Consider the following 13,928-nt stretch of genomic DNA (forward strand, 5'->3'; position numbering starts at 1 on the left):
GCAAAACAATGCAGAGGATATTAAACAATTATGACGAGCTTCAAGAAATTTTACAGTCAGTAAACGGCAATATTTTATTTGTTCATGGGAAATCAGCATTTAAAAATTTTTCCCGGCTCTCTAGTTGCTTAGACTCTGTCAGTGATAAGATAATTCACTTCACGAGCTTTACTCCTAACCCTAAACTTGAAGACGCAAAGAAAGCAGCTGCATATTTCACGCAGAAAAATTGCGTATTTATACTAGGGGGGGGGGGGGTACTACAATTGATGTAGCAAAATATGTGAAGTTGAATAATCCTGACTCAATGCTCGTTGTAATTCCTACGACAGCAGGATCAGGAAGTGAGGCTACTAGATTTGCGGTGCTCTATGAGGACGGTAAAAAGCTCTCAATCACTGACGATAAAATAATCCCTGACTCTGTATTATTTGACTCGGAACTGCTAAAATATCTGCCCGATTATCATCGCAAATCTTCAGCTTTAGACGCTCTATCACATGCGTTAGAGTCTTTCTGGTCAGTAAATGCAAATGAATCAAGCAAAATTTTTTCACGCGAAGCACTAACTAACATCACAAGAAATTTAGCAAATTACCCGGACTCGTATAACCCTGACTCAATGCTTAAGAATGCATATACAGCAGGCAAAGCAATTAATTTAGCACAGACGACGGCAGGTCATGCAATGTGCTATAAAATTACGGGATTATATAATATTGCTCATGGACACGCGGCGGCATTGTGCAACAGGGTATTATTTCGATGGCTGATAAATAAAAATTTGCCCGTCCTTCATGAAATTGCTGATTCAATGGGCTGTAATACTCCGCAAGAAGCAGCAGAAAAATTTAATGACATTTTTACGCGCTTAAATATGGCGATTCCTCAAGCTAATGAGCAGGAAATAAATATTTTGTCAGAAAGCGTTAATCCCGAACGTTTGAAAAATTTTCCGGTACAATTAGACTCACTCACTATAAAAAATTTGTACAGGGAGATATTAAATAATGGACGTTAAAAATTTTGTAGAGATTCTTAATTGCGATTTCTTCACGGGAGTACCTGACAGCCAGTTAAAAGCGTTGTGCAATTACTTAATGAACACTTACGGAACAGACTCGAATCATCACATAATCGCAGCTAACGAGGGCAACGCAGCAGCAATCGCAGCAGGTTATAATCTCTCAACGGGGAAAATTCCGGCGGTCTACATGCAAAATTCCGGGCTTGGAAATATTGTCAACCCTTCAACGAGTTTATTAAATCCTGAAGTCTATAATATTCCGGAAATTTTTATAATCGGCTGGAGAGGCGAACCAGGAGTCCATGACGAACCCCAGCACATTTATCAAGGCAAAGTAACACTACAGCTGTTAAAGGATTTGGGCATAAAATTTTTTGTCATGAGTCAAGATACAAGCATTCAAGAATTAGATAACGTCATGAAAGATTTCAAGCTCGAATTAAATAACGGTCATTGCGCCGCTTTTGTGATTCGTAAGGGTGCATTAACTTACGGCGAAAAAATTTCATACAGCAATAATTATTTCATGATTCGCGAAGAAATTATCAGGCACATAATAAAATTTTCGGGCGATTCACCCATCATCAGCACAACAGGAAAAACAAGCCGCGAATTATTCGAGTTAAGGGACACTCATGAACGCGATTTCTTGACAGTGGGCTCAATGGGTCATGCGTCAAGTATTGCACTGGGAGTCGCGCTGAATAAACCTGACACAAAAATTTTCTGCATTGACGGCGACGGAGCTGCATTAATGCACTTGGGAGCACTCGCTGTAATCGGAAGTCTTGCGCCGAAAAATTTAATTCACATCGTAATAAATAATTCTTCACATGAGAGCGTCGGAGGTCTTCCCACTGCAGCAGGAAAAATTAATTTGCCGGAAATCGCGAAAAATTGCGGTTATGTAAATGTCTTCAGCGCAGAAAATTATGACTCCCTTGATAATGCTTTGAAAGCTGCAAGAGAGTCAGACTCGTTAACATTTATTGAAGCAAAATCGCAGATAAAATCTCGTGATAACTTAGGCCGGCCGACAACAAGCGCACGAGAGAATAAAGACTCATTTATGAAATTTCTTGCTCGTCAATCTTCCTGAAGAGCTTAAACACTATCGACGCTAATTTTTTCGGGTCATGACGCAGAACCCGCCCTTTTTCAGTATCAAGCACTAAGGCTGTAGGAGCTTCAACGCAAATGCAGCCCATATTCTTTATTATTTCGCGCTGATGATAGTCGAGATATAACGGACTCGCGCCGTCTTTCTCGTATGCTTGAACTATATCTGCTGGAATCTCTTCACTATTTACTATTACGAAATCAGGCACGCACCCTAAAGCAGCACTAAGCCATTCTAAATGTTGTACGACGTTCATATTTTGAGTCTCTTCCGGCTGAGTCATCAAGTTGCAGATATAAATTTTCGGGACTCTTGCAGATTTTAATTTATCGGCGAAATCAGGCAATAACAAATTTGGTATTACGCTCGTGAAAAGACTCCCCGGCCCTAATAAAATTACGTCAGAGTCATCTACTGCGCTTATAACTTCAGGTAAGGGCTTTGCGTTCACTGGTTCAAGCCAAATTTCCTGCAATGATGCGCCGTGTTCTGAAATTTCAAGCTCGCCTTTGACTCGTTGTCCGTCTTTAGTTTTTCCCATTAATGTAATACTTTCTGTCGTAACAGGTAAAACACGCCCTCTGATTGATAGTAAGTGATTCATTTTCTCTACTGCCAAGCTGAAATCTCCGCACATTTCCGTAACAGCAAGCAATAATAAATTTCCTAAACTATGGCCGGACAATTCCCCGCGATCAAACCTGAAATCTAAAATTTTCTTGAGCTCGTTATCATTCTCGGCAAGAGCTACTATGCAGTTACGAACATCACCGGGCGGCAACATTCCCCATTCATTGCGAATCCTGCCGGAGCTCCCCCCTTCATCAGTTACAGCTACAACCGCCGTAATATTTCGCGTGAAAGCCTTTATCCCGCGCAAAAGAGTCGATAATCCCGTTCCGCCTCCGATCGCTAAAATATATGGGCCGCTCGATAACCTGCGATTAATTGCACGTTCGATTATGGGAGCAGATTTTAATTTTATCCGCCCAAACATAAAGAGTATCAACAAAGTCGTGAAGACTCCCAGAATAAAATAACTCATTGATGGCCATGCCCCTTATCGCGGTGGATAACGCAGACTCCTGAATAAATTTGCGAATAAATTTCGTACAACCATTCAGCCATAGCAACGGATCTGTGCCGGCCTCCTGTGCAGCCTACTGCAATATGCAGCTGTCCTCGAACGTTATTCAAAAATTGAGGTATCGCAAAATCTAAAAAATTTTTCGTGAGATCTATAAATTCCTTTGTCTCAGGATATTCCAGTAAATAATCTTTTACGGGCTTATCAGTGCCGGTTAAATTTTTCAGTTCATCGACGTAATAAGGATTTGGCAGGCAGCGAACGTCAATAACAAAACTTGAATCTTGCGGGACTCCGTATTTATACCCGAATGAGCTGATTAATATAGAGATTCCGCCGTCTTCCTCGAAAAATTCTTTGAGTAAGCGTTCTCTATGCTGGTGTAAATCCATCATTGAAGTATCTATTACTATATCTGCGCGGTCTAAAACGGGTGATAAAATTTCTCGTTCTGCTAAGATTCCTTCACGTGTCGAGAGTCCTTTATTTAACGGGTGAACACGTCTTGTGCGTTCATAACGGCGTAATAATTCCTCGTCGGACGCTGTGAGAAATATAACTTTTACGTCTCCTTCCCAAGCTGACGAAATATCATCAATGACCTTCACAAAATTTTTGCTCACGTTTCTAACGTCAACAGTTGCGACGACTCCGCGGCTTTTATTTGCTTCGGGGCGTTCAGATACGAGTCTGAATAATTGCGGCAGTAATTCCGGCGGTAAATTGTCGATCGTGATAAATCCGAAGTCCTCTAGAACCTTAAGAGTCATAGTTTTACCTGCTCCGCTCATGCCTGTAACGATTATGAATTGTTTAGAATTGTTCAAGTAAATTACACCTCCTAATTTGATAATATTGTAGCACTTGAATATATGCAAAAATTTTTTCCGTCAGTGCTTCATTAATTAAGCCATAATAGCAAAGGACCGGTGCCTGTTGTGCGTTATTAGCTGCTCCAGTATACATAATTTACTGCGCGGACATGCAAAAAGTTTTTACCGTTATTAAAGTGTGCTGACTATAAAAAATTATCGCGATAAATGAATCACATGCATAAAGAAATAAAATTTTTTTGTGAGATATTACTATAACTGTGAAAGATTAACATTTTTGTAGTTGCAAATGTAGTTGTAAAATTGTCGTCTCTTGTGAAATATTGTGTGAACATTTTTCTGTAGATTATTATTACAACAGCAAAGTCAAAATTTTACAACCGATGCTGTTTATGCGTCATTAGCTGCTCCCGTATACATAATTTACTTCGTGAACATGCAAAAATTTTTACTGTTATTCAAGTGTGCTAACTATAAGTAAAATCGCATGCATAAAGAAATAAAATTTTTCTGTGATTATTATTATAACAGCAAAGTCAAAATCAAAACCTTTTTTGCAACCGGTGCCGTTTGTGCGTCATTAGCTGCCCCCCATTAATCGCAGCAAAAATATTTTTATGGGCTGAAGGTATCGGCGCGAAAACGTGTTGTGATTCAGCCCGCCCACCCACCCGAATTGAATGAGCAGCGCGAACAAAGAAAAAAAATTACTGTAAATACTATGCTGTGCTATAATCTTGCTATCTATGCTGGAAATTAATCAGCTCAAAAATTTTGGAGGAGGCATTTATTCATGAAAAAGTTTGCTTTTGCGCTGTTATTGGTGCTTGTTGCTGTATTATTTGCGTCAACAGCTTTTGCAGGCCGTCAAGATTTCAGACTCGTAAACAACACCGGAAAAACTATCGTCGGTTTCTGGGTCGGTCCGGCATATAACGATGATTGGGACGTTGACGACGATAAAATTTCGCCTTGGGAGCCATTAAGAGACGGAGAAAGCTGCACTATTACATTCAATAGCAACAGAAATGTTAGACTTTGGGATATTAGGGCTGATTTCACAGACGAAACTTACACTGAGTGGCACGAGTTCGATTTATTCAAAGTATATGAGATCGTACTTGAAAGCGACGGCAAAGCCACTTACAAAGAGTAATAAATCTAAGAGAGGAGCATTTACAACTACATCATGAAAAAGGGAACATTTCAGCCTCATGTATTGCCGAGAAGACGCAAAATAGGTTTCCTTGCGCGTTCTGCTTCACCGTCTGGGCGCAAGATTCTCCGCAACAGAAGACGAATCGGACGCAAATTTTTAACACGTGCCTAATATTCACAAGCTGAAAAAAGGCTGGGAATTTGACAAGATATTCCGCACTGGCATAAAAGTTAACGGCGAGCTGGTGCGGTTGCTTTATCTGAAGGACGACTCAGACTCAATAAAATTCGGCTGTGCAGTGGGAAAACATCAGGGCAAAGCTAATATCAGGAACAGAGGCAAAAGAATCTTGCGCGAGGCATTCAGGCAGTTATCAGGCAAATTAACACCGGGCTTGCAAATCGTGTTAGGACTCAAGGATAAGGGGCTTGACTCAAAAACGCAGGATATTTACAGAGAACTATTGAGATTATTACGACACAGAAATTTATTATCATGTTATCCCGTCTCGCAATCGCACTAATTCGGATTTACCAGATATTTATATCACCATTTATCGGAGCGCACTGCAGGTTTTATCCGACATGTTCAAATTATGCCGTGAGTGTTTATAAAGAATGGGGATTTTTTCGCGGCACATGGTTAACATTTAAGAGGCTCATTAAGTGCGGGGCGTGGCATCCGGGCGGTATCGACTTACCTCCCAAAAAATTTAATACGAGGTGATTTTATAAAATGTGGGCACAGGCAAAAGCATTATTACTCGGTTTGCTGCAATTTATTCACAACGCTATAACAGGAATCGGAATCGGAACAAATTTCGCGTGGGGACTTGCAATTATCGCGCTGACTCTGCTTGTAAGACTCTTAATGCACCCATTGACGCAAAAACAAATGGTCAGTATGCAGAGAATGCAGAAATTACAGCCTCAATTAAAAGTTTTGCAGGAAAAATACGCGGACGATAAAGACGCACTCAACCGCGAGACTATGGCACTATACAAGGAAAATAAAGTCAACCCTGCGAGCGGCTGTCTTCCGTTATTGATTCAATTGCCGATATTTATTTTACTTTACGGCGTATTATATGATTTAACAAAGACTGAAGCATTTACGAACGTTACATTTTTCGGAGTCAATCTCGGAGGAAGCGTCTTAACAACTGTAGCAAATGCATTGAATCTCGTCGACGAGGCCGGAGTCAAGATTCCTGATGAGCAGCTCGGAGTCGTTATGGTCTTCTTATCGTCATTTACAAATCTTAGCTTGCTATTCTCGAATATTGGCACGTGGATATTTAATTTTATCCTGTTAATATTAATTGCGTGGCTCACTTGGTACCAGCAGCATTTAACGAGCGCAGGAAATCCGCAAATGTCAATGATGAACTGGTTTATGCCGTTATTCTTGACGTTTATATGCTTCAGTTTGCCGGGCGGAGTCTTGCTTTATTGGGGGGTCTCGTCATTAATGGGAATAATTCATCAGGTCAGAATCTCACGCAAAACAACTGAAGAAATGAGTCAGAAACCGACTTTATATCAGGAGAAGCCGAAGAATAAATAAATTTTTTATCAGGGGGGATTATGATTGACTCAGGAGAAAAAATTAACGATCGAAGCAGCAGACATTGAAGACGCACTAAAAGAGGCAGCTATAAAACTTTCTCGCCCAAAAGAAGAACTCAAGGCCGAAATTATCAGCACTGAACGCGGAGGATTTCTCGGTTTGTTCGGCAGCAAAAAATTAACGGTCGAGATAACTTATTTCGAGCAGGAACCGGAACAAGACTCAGACTCAGAACTTGAAGACGAGCAGGAATTTGAATCAGCACAAGAATCCGAGTCAGTGTCAAATTTAATGCTTAACGGCGTGGAATTTGTGAATCAAACATTAAAGCTCATGGACTTCAACGCAGAGGCAGTTATAAGCGAAGAAGTTAAACATACAATCGAGATAACCGGCGATGATGCAGCTGATTACGTTGTAGGGCGTTACGGCGATGCTTTGAAATCGCTTGAATATCTTGTAAATCTCGCACTCAGAGACCCGCGAAGAGAACCAAGAATCAAAGTCGACAGCAGCGGCTATCGTGAACGCAGAATAAAGAGTCTCGAACGTTTAGCAGAGGCTACAGCACGTCAAGCTCTCAAATTTGGCAGACCTGTACGACTCGAACCTATGGCAAGCTGGGAACGCTGGGTGATTCATACAACTTTGAAGGATCGCGACGACGTAACTACAGAGTCAATCGGTGAGCCGCCGTTGAGAAAAGTTGTAGTCATGCCCAAGTACGACGCAAAGCCCGATATACCGCCGGGGCCTGCAACAATGAGAATCAGAGCACAGCGCAACAGAGCAGCACAAAATAATAATCGCTCAAGACGATTCAGCAAATAACTTGATTCCCCTTTGCTGTAACAGGCGAGGGGGAAATTTTTTATGATCATGAAGATAACTACTTTTAACGTTAATTCAGTGAGAACAAGGCTCCCGATTTTAATTCAGTGGCTCAATGAGTCAAAGCCTGATTTATTATTCATGCAGGAGACAAAGACTCAGGATGAATTTTTCCCGGCAATCGCATTTAATGAGCTGGGCTATAAAACTTTCTATCGCGGCGAAAAAAGTTATAACGGCGTTGCAGTGCTAGTGAAGGAAAATTTACGCGCAAATATAAATATTTCGTTCGGGTTCAATGACGGCCAAGAAAATAATTTTGATACGCGGGTATTGACTCTGACTCATGAAAATTTATGCGTGTTAAATACTTATGTGCCTCAAGGTAAATCAATAGAGAGCCCCGATTTTGACGTGAAGAAAAAATTTTTTGCACGAGTCAGAAACATAATCGAACGCGAGAAAAATAAATTATTCTTATGGCTGGGAGATTTAAACGTGGCTCCGGAAAAAATAGACGTTACTCACCCTGAAGCAAAGAAAAATCACGTTTGTTTCTGTGATGAGATTCGTAAAATTTTCGCTGATACTTGTTACGGCCTTGTTGATGTATTAAGACTCTTTCACGCTGAGTCAGGCATTTACACATTTTTTGACTATAGAGTAAAAGACGCTCTCACAAAAAATATCGGCTGGCGTATAGATCACATGTTAGCTAGTGAGTCTCTTGCGAAACTTGCTGTAAATTGCGAACCTGATACGAGAGTCCGTGCGTGGGAGCGTCCTTCTGATCACGTGCCTTTGACGGCTGAGTATAGAATTTAATTCTTAATCTGCCATAAAATATTAATATCAGATTTATTAAATGTTATAGTGCCTCTTGTCAGCCTCTTTTCGGAACAAGAGCCGCTATATTTATTTATTTTCCCTAATTCTTGAGGGAGCAGATGCCCGTTATAAACATAATCTGTTGAGTATTGATATTGTGCGCTTGTTTCGTCATCAGTTCCATTATTTTCTAAGTGATAAAAAGTTATTGATTTATCATCTTGATTAATTATTCTAGGATTTATTAACGGATATCTGACAGAAGCTCTTAAACTTAGACCTTGACCGATATTCAATAAAGAAGTTCCGAACTCATCAGAAAGATTCGAAATTTCTGCATTTATTGTCTCATATATAGTTCGCATAATGCCTTTATAATGTCCGTCTGTGATATATTGCGCGAGACCTTTTATTTTTCCTGTAATAAAATTTGTAACATATGTATATAGCGAGCGTGTACCTTCTTCTGTAATATTCAGAGTAAAATTTGTTCCATTGAAAGAATAATTTATTATATAATCCTTAGAATTAGAATGATTTATGCTGCTAAGACTGTGTTGTATTCCATTGCGGATGATCTTCAATATTCTATAGCAATTTTTTGTCATAATATCAAAGTCGTCATTTTCAGGAATAGCTTTATAGTGTTTAGAAAATGATTCTCCTTCAGTAAGATTATATTTATTCTCAAGCACACCATCAAAAACTGTAAATAATAATAAATTTCCGGCCGGCCACGCTTCATATAGAGGGGCTTTGCGATTAAAACCTAAATGATCGCTTATACACATTTTTACGCAATGTCTATCATCATTAATATCATTTGACTCATATTCAATCGGGCGTTCTTCTAATGCGTAAATACCTTTTTCAATCATATTTGACGAAAAAACTAAATCCATTATTGAATTAATACACGCTTGATCCATCATGATAAAACACTCCTTGTTTTAGGCCGTAAATAAAATATAATCCCCCTTCTCGTTAAAAAAGGGGGCAATAACTAGATTAACCCGTAAAATTCGAGTCTCTTCCTGCACTCATCACGGCCAAGAATCTCGGCGACCTCAAAAACGCCGGGACTTACTTTCATTCCCGTTAATGCAAATCGCAGGGGCATAGCGTAATCTTTCATTTTTGCGCCTTCGTGAGAGCTTATCCAATCGCGCGCAGCCTGTTCGAGTGTCTCAGCTTTCCATTCGTGCGAGAATAAATCAGCGAAAAACGGTTTTAATTTTTCACGGTCGACTCCTTCAGCATTCCAACGTGATTTTACAGGCTCAAACGATACGAAATAGTCAGAGAACTCGGCCATTTCTTTTGCTGTCTGACCTCGCCCGGCCATGAGAGTCAATGCGTCCGCCAGATATTTATCATCATGTGAGTCAACTGGTAAATTTTTCTCGATCCAGAACGGTTTTATCATTGAGAGCCTTACAAACGGATCTAACGCCTTCAAATGTTCCTGGTTGATGTGATTTAATTTGTCGAAATCGAAAACTGCTGCTTTGCGTGTAACTCGTGAAAGCTCGAACCATTCAGCAGCCTGGGGACGTGTGAAAATTTCTTTGTCATCGCCTGCCGACCATCCCAGAAGCGCGAGAAAATTAAACATTGAGTCAGGCATATAACCCATGTCTCTATATTCGTAAATGCTTGTTGCTCCGTGGCGTTTGCTTAATTTTTTCTTGTCTCGTCCCAGAATCATGGGCAAGTGCGCGAATTCCGGAACGTCCCAGCCTAATGCGCGATATAATAAAATCTGCTTGGGAGTGTTCGAGATATGATCTTCACCGCGTATAACGTGAGTGATATTCATTAAATGGTCGTCGATTACAACTGCATAATTATATGTCGGCATTCCGTCGCTCTTGATAATTACTATATCTTTGAGTTTGTCAGAGTCCTTTTCTCTGAGTCCGTCGCTCATAACGTCAATTTGTCCGTTAACTATAACTCTAAATGAAATATCTTGTCCCGGCTCGACTTTGAATATAATTGCGTTTCCGTCCTTGTATGCCTTGCCTTCGTTGACGAGTTTTTGTGCATAGTCCCTGTAAATGTCGAGTCTATCTGACTGTCTGTAAGGGCCGTAATTTCCGCCGATGTCGGGTCCCTCGTCCCAATCGAGTCCAAGCCACACCATACCTGACATAATTGTTTGCTCGTATTCTTTTGTTGAACGTTCGAGATCGGTATCTTCAATGCGCAAGATAAATTTTCCGCCGCAATGTCTCGCCCATAACCAATTAAATAAAGCCGTATGACCTCCGCCGATGTGGAGTGCTCCTGTTGGACTGGGAGCGAATCTGACTCTAACCTTGTCGCTTTTCTCTGTCATATAAAAAATTGCCTCCTGATTTGATTTATTATTTCACGGGAAAATTATACACTCTCGACCACTCAAAGACTCCAAGTGCAGCAGCTACACTCGCATTTAATGAACCTGTACCGCCCTTAATCGGAATCTTCACGAGCATATCGCAATTTTCACGCACAAGACGCGAAAGCCCTTCACCCTCTGCACCGATTACAAGTGCTGTGCGTTCCGGCAATTTTTCCGACCAGATAGAATTTTTTGCATTCGAATCAAGTCCGACCGTCCAGAAATTAGCAGCTTTGAGTCTCTCAAGTGCACGAGTAATATTTACAACTTGTATAACCGGAAGTCTTAAAGCCGCTCCTGCACTAGTCTTTATCACTGTATCATTAGGAGCAGCCGCACGCCTCTTAGCATTTACGACGCACAAAGCTCCGCCAGCTTCAGCAGATCTAATCACAGCACCTAAATTATGAGGGTCTTCTATGTGATCGAGAACGACAATAAGCGCAGGGGACGAGCCGTCAACGCCCTGCAGAAAATCATCAAGCTCAATTGCTTTAACTTGAGTCAACATGCAGATAACTCCTTGATGTTTCTCGCCTTCTGATAATTTGTCGAGTGCTTCAGGCTTCAATATCTGATACGTAATTTTTGACTCGCGCGCTAGATTTATAATTTCATCGAGAAAAGGCGGCCTCACGTTGTCAGCGATTAAAAGTTTTCTGCACTTTTCCGGAGTTAATCTCAGCAGATCTATAACTGGTTTACGTCCCCTGCAAATATCGTTCATGAGTTAATTTGCCTTCTTCTGTTGATTCTGTGTGAGTGTTGCCCAGTCTAAATTTTCCCAGTCAGGCTCGGCGGGGGCGTTTGCGTTGTCTGCCCAGTAAAAGCCTAAATTTGTCATTATGTTCGTCCACTCTGACGCATGAAGGCCGACATATTCAGCGTAAGTCATATCAGTTCCGGCTACTTTTGTGAGAGCGCAATTTTTGAGAGTATAAAGCGGTACAGGGTCCGAGAGTGCGTCAACGTTGCAGGGGTATGAGTCAAATTCTTCACTCCATGCGCGCTGAATTTCTGCACTTCCGAACCATTCAGCAAATTTTTTCACGTGTTCGGTTTCTTCGGGCGTTCTGTTAGGATTTGCAAGTATCCCGATGTATTCAGCGATATAATAAGTGCCGTCGTCGATGTCTACGAGCTGCCAATTTTCCGGCTTGACTGTGCCCTTTAGCGGATTCTTTGATGACTGCCCGGCTGCGTCAATGTTCCCGTATAATGACGAAGAATAAAACGTGCTGACTTGAACGTCTCCGCGATTGAGTGCGTCAAATCCGTATGAGTCTCCCGTAAAATAACCGTCTGCGCAATATTTCCATAAAGTTTTCCAGCCCTCTACAGAAATTCCGCCTGCGGGTGATTTAGGATCGGTGAAGGCGTATAACATTGCGTTATTGATATTCATGTTGGTAGTGCCGCCGACTCTGCCCTGACGATACCATTTATAGCCGCTGTTTACGAGGTCTGCCCAGTGCTTAAAGTGTAAAGTTTTCCCGTGCGTGCCGTATTCGTCAGTACGATAAAGCATCAAAATATTTTGTATCACGAGTCCGTAAGCCTTGCCTGGGTATTTGTATTCGCCGACCTTATCAGCCCATGAAGGAGTCCACTCAATTACAGAAAGATTTTCATAATCGCCTTTGACGAGCTGAGACCATCTTACTTCATTGAGACCGAATATAATATCTCCGTCTTTGTTCTCGTTGGCTGTCTGAATCGCGCTTGTGTCGCCCTTATAAACTGTTGAGTCGTCCATGTTGATAATAAATCCTGCTGCTTGAGCCTCGTTCTTGAGCCATGTTACACGCTCGCTGGAATTAGAATTTGAGTAAATCCTAATCACATAATTATTTGCTGCAAATGAACACGCGCTCACACCGATTACAAGTGCAAGAGCAATAACAACGCTAGAAAGTTTCTTCATGATAAATTAACCTCCTGCAAAAAATTTATTTCGTGAGACTATATTATCACGCGCGAATAATTTTGCATTGAGCGAAAATCCCGAATGAGTTAAAATATTTCCCGCAATAAATCATTAATTGAAAGGATTGACAAAATTGGCCGAAAATTTGTATAATGGCTCGTGGCTCGTGGCGAGTATTCTATTCTAATCTAATTTATTCCCATTCACAAAATTTAATCTCAACTTTCAATAATTGCGTGAGGTGCTGTAATGTTATTTAACTCATTGCAATTTGCGATATTTTTCCCGGTTGTATTTGCGCTTTATTGGTCGTTGCCTGAAAAATTCAGAGTTTATATTATTCTCGTGTCAAGCTACTATTTTTACATGAGCTGGAATGCAAAGTATGTTGTATTAATTCTATTTACGACTATAGTATCATATTTTGCGGCGATAATGCTTGAGAAGTTCAGGCTTGCAAGAAAATTAATTCTCGTTATTACGCTTTTGTCGTGTCTGGGTGTCTTGTTCGTGTTCAAATATTTTAATTTTATCTCTGAGACGCTCGTTAATTTCCTGAACATGTTCGCAAGCATTAAATTACATCCTGTTACGTTGAAATTACTGCTTCCCGTCGGAATATCATTTTATACGTTCCAGACTCTAAGCTATGTTATTGACGTATACAAGGGACAGGAGAAGGCGGAGAAAAATTTTGCTGCATATGCGGCGTTTATCTCGTTTTTTCCGCAGTTAGTTGCTGGACCGATTGAGCGCACAAAAAATTTACTCCCTCAAATAAAGGGTTCACACGTTTTCAAATATGAGCAGGGGGTTTACGGTCTGAAATTAATTTTATGGGGATTATTCAAGAAAATGGCCGTAGCTGATTATCTTGCAGTCTGGGTTGACAAAATTTTTGCGAATGTTGAAGCGTATAGAGGTTTTGTGTTGATTATAGCTGTATGCTTTTTTGCGGTGCAGATTTACTGTGATTTTTCGGGATATACAGATATTGCGAGGGGCTGCGCTAAGTTAATGGGAATTGAATTAATGGTAAATTTCCGGAGTCCTTATTTCGCGTCAAGTATTAGGGAATACTGGCAGAGATGGCATATTTCATTATCGACATGGTTTCGCGATTACGTTTATATACCGTTGGGGGGAAGTCGAGTCAGTAAA

Annotated in this window: 17 protein-coding genes; 11 read left to right on the forward strand and 6 right to left on the reverse strand. The window is 40.7% G+C overall.

Features of this window, described 5'->3' with window-relative positions; all coding sequences use genetic code 11:
- Positions 1–8 precede the first annotated feature (8 nt).
- Genes IJT21_00780 through aepY form a run of 3 tightly spaced genes read left to right on the forward strand, consistent with a single transcriptional unit; the run spans position 9 to position 2,126 of the window.
- Positions 9–275: an iron-containing alcohol dehydrogenase gene (locus tag IJT21_00780; GenBank protein MBQ7576780.1), complete on the forward strand. Its 267-nt coding sequence runs from the start codon at positions 9–11 to the stop codon at positions 273–275.
- On the forward strand, positions 230–1,021 hold the full coding sequence (locus tag IJT21_00785) for an iron-containing alcohol dehydrogenase (GenBank protein MBQ7576781.1): 792 nt from the start codon (positions 230–232) through the stop codon (positions 1,019–1,021). Before IJT21_00780 ends, IJT21_00785 begins: the two co-directional genes overlap by 46 nt.
- A complete protein-coding gene (gene aepY / locus IJT21_00790) occupies positions 1,011–2,126 on the forward strand; it encodes a phosphonopyruvate decarboxylase (protein MBQ7576782.1) in 1,116 nt (371 codons plus the stop codon). Before IJT21_00785 ends, aepY begins: the two co-directional genes overlap by 11 nt.
- Here aepY and yvcK read toward each other — a convergent pair.
- Both yvcK and rapZ read right to left on the reverse strand, forming a co-directional pair.
- The gene (gene yvcK, locus IJT21_00795) at positions 2,095–3,192 is read right to left on the reverse strand and encodes a uridine diphosphate-N-acetylglucosamine-binding protein YvcK (GenBank protein ID MBQ7576783.1); all 1,098 of its coding nucleotides are present in this window, start codon (positions 3,190–3,192) and stop codon (positions 2,095–2,097) included. The two genes, aepY and yvcK, sit on opposite strands and share 32 nt — an antisense overlap.
- On the reverse strand, positions 3,189–4,061 hold the full coding sequence (gene rapZ / locus IJT21_00800; protein MBQ7576784.1) for an RNase adapter RapZ: 873 nt from the start codon (positions 4,059–4,061) through the stop codon (positions 3,189–3,191). The genes yvcK and rapZ overlap by 4 nt, the downstream gene beginning before the upstream one ends.
- A 799-nt stretch (positions 4,062–4,860) precedes the next feature.
- Between rapZ and IJT21_00805 the strand changes: the two genes are divergently transcribed.
- Genes IJT21_00805 through xth form a run of 7 tightly spaced genes read left to right on the forward strand, consistent with a single transcriptional unit; the run spans position 4,861 to position 8,451 of the window.
- Positions 4,861–5,223, forward strand: coding sequence for a hypothetical protein (locus IJT21_00805; GenBank protein ID MBQ7576785.1), 363 nt, complete (start codon positions 4,861–4,863; stop codon positions 5,221–5,223).
- A gap of 33 nt (positions 5,224–5,256) precedes the next feature.
- The gene (gene rpmH, locus IJT21_00810; GenBank protein ID MBQ7576786.1) at positions 5,257–5,397 is read left to right on the forward strand and encodes a 50S ribosomal protein L34; all 141 of its coding nucleotides are present in this window, start codon (positions 5,257–5,259) and stop codon (positions 5,395–5,397) included.
- Complete coding sequence (rnpA, locus tag IJT21_00815) at positions 5,390–5,749, forward strand: ribonuclease P protein component (protein MBQ7576787.1); 360 nt, start codon at positions 5,390–5,392, stop codon at positions 5,747–5,749. The genes rpmH and rnpA overlap by 8 nt, the downstream gene beginning before the upstream one ends.
- Positions 5,722–5,952 (forward strand): membrane protein insertion efficiency factor YidD, encoded by a 231-nt coding sequence (gene yidD / locus IJT21_00820; protein MBQ7576788.1) that lies wholly within the window; start codon positions 5,722–5,724, stop codon positions 5,950–5,952. The genes rnpA and yidD overlap by 28 nt, the downstream gene beginning before the upstream one ends.
- A gap of 9 nt (positions 5,953–5,961) precedes the next feature.
- A complete protein-coding gene (locus tag IJT21_00825; GenBank protein ID MBQ7576789.1) occupies positions 5,962–6,792 on the forward strand; it encodes a YidC/Oxa1 family membrane protein insertase in 831 nt (276 codons plus the stop codon).
- A 24-nt stretch (positions 6,793–6,816) separates the two neighbouring features.
- Positions 6,817–7,626, forward strand: a complete 810-nt coding sequence (locus IJT21_00830; protein MBQ7576790.1) for a Jag N-terminal domain-containing protein — start codon at positions 6,817–6,819, stop codon at positions 7,624–7,626.
- 42 nt (positions 7,627–7,668) lie between these two features.
- The gene (gene xth / locus IJT21_00835) at positions 7,669–8,451 is read left to right on the forward strand and encodes an exodeoxyribonuclease III (GenBank protein ID MBQ7576791.1); all 783 of its coding nucleotides are present in this window, start codon (positions 7,669–7,671) and stop codon (positions 8,449–8,451) included.
- Here the strand turns inward: xth and IJT21_00840 are convergent.
- From IJT21_00840 to IJT21_00855, 4 genes are all read right to left on the reverse strand, one after another.
- Positions 8,448–9,386 carry a hypothetical protein gene (locus IJT21_00840; GenBank protein ID MBQ7576792.1) on the reverse strand — a complete coding sequence of 313 codons (939 nt, stop codon included), beginning with the start codon at positions 9,384–9,386 and terminating at the stop codon, positions 8,448–8,450. The two genes, xth and IJT21_00840, sit on opposite strands and share 4 nt — an antisense overlap.
- Before the next feature lie 71 nt (positions 9,387–9,457).
- Positions 9,458–10,795: a glutamate--tRNA ligase gene (gltX, locus tag IJT21_00845; protein ID MBQ7576793.1), complete on the reverse strand. Its 1,338-nt coding sequence runs from the start codon at positions 10,793–10,795 to the stop codon at positions 9,458–9,460.
- Between the two features lie 28 nt (positions 10,796–10,823).
- Positions 10,824–11,567, reverse strand: a complete 744-nt coding sequence (rlmB, locus tag IJT21_00850) for a 23S rRNA (guanosine(2251)-2'-O)-methyltransferase RlmB (GenBank protein ID MBQ7576794.1) — start codon at positions 11,565–11,567, stop codon at positions 10,824–10,826.
- A gap of 3 nt (positions 11,568–11,570) precedes the next feature.
- Positions 11,571–12,764, reverse strand: coding sequence for an extracellular solute-binding protein (locus IJT21_00855; protein ID MBQ7576795.1), 1,194 nt, complete (start codon positions 12,762–12,764; stop codon positions 11,571–11,573).
- A 252-nt stretch (positions 12,765–13,016) separates the two neighbouring features.
- Here IJT21_00855 and IJT21_00860 point away from each other — a divergent pair.
- On the forward strand, positions 13,017–13,928 hold a 912-nt coding region (locus IJT21_00860; protein ID MBQ7576796.1), incomplete at its 3' end, for an MBOAT family protein.

Source organism: Synergistaceae bacterium (assembly GCA_017443945.1).
Lineage (GTDB): Bacteria > Synergistota > Synergistia > Synergistales > Aminobacteriaceae > JAFUXM01.

What these genes read in the sequence shown, in the direction of transcription:
- IJT21_00780 (MBQ7576780.1), top strand. Translation starts at nt 9, where the DNA reads ATGCAGAGGATATTAAACAATTATGACGAGCTTCAAGAAATTTTACAG.
- aepY (MBQ7576782.1), top strand. Translation starts at nt 1,011, where the DNA reads ATGGACGTTAAAAATTTTGTAGAGATTCTTAATTGCGATTTCTTCACG.
- yvcK (MBQ7576783.1), bottom strand. Translation starts at nt 3,192, where the DNA reads ATGAGTTATTTTATTCTGGGAGTCTTCACGACTTTGTTGATACTCTTT.
- IJT21_00805 (MBQ7576785.1), top strand. Translation starts at nt 4,861, where the DNA reads ATGAAAAAGTTTGCTTTTGCGCTGTTATTGGTGCTTGTTGCTGTATTA.
- rpmH (MBQ7576786.1), top strand. Translation starts at nt 5,257, where the DNA reads ATGAAAAAGGGAACATTTCAGCCTCATGTATTGCCGAGAAGACGCAAA.
- yidD (MBQ7576788.1), top strand. Translation starts at nt 5,722, where the DNA reads ATGTTATCCCGTCTCGCAATCGCACTAATTCGGATTTACCAGATATTT.
- IJT21_00825 (MBQ7576789.1), top strand. Translation starts at nt 5,962, where the DNA reads ATGTGGGCACAGGCAAAAGCATTATTACTCGGTTTGCTGCAATTTATT.
- xth (MBQ7576791.1), top strand. Translation starts at nt 7,669, where the DNA reads ATGATCATGAAGATAACTACTTTTAACGTTAATTCAGTGAGAACAAGG.
- IJT21_00840 (MBQ7576792.1), bottom strand. Translation starts at nt 9,386, where the DNA reads ATGATGGATCAAGCGTGTATTAATTCAATAATGGATTTAGTTTTTTCG.
- gltX (MBQ7576793.1), bottom strand. Translation starts at nt 10,795, where the DNA reads ATGACAGAGAAAAGCGACAAGGTTAGAGTCAGATTCGCTCCCAGTCCA.
- rlmB (MBQ7576794.1), bottom strand. Translation starts at nt 11,567, where the DNA reads ATGAACGATATTTGCAGGGGACGTAAACCAGTTATAGATCTGCTGAGA.
- IJT21_00855 (MBQ7576795.1), bottom strand. Translation starts at nt 12,764, where the DNA reads ATGAAGAAACTTTCTAGCGTTGTTATTGCTCTTGCACTTGTAATCGGT.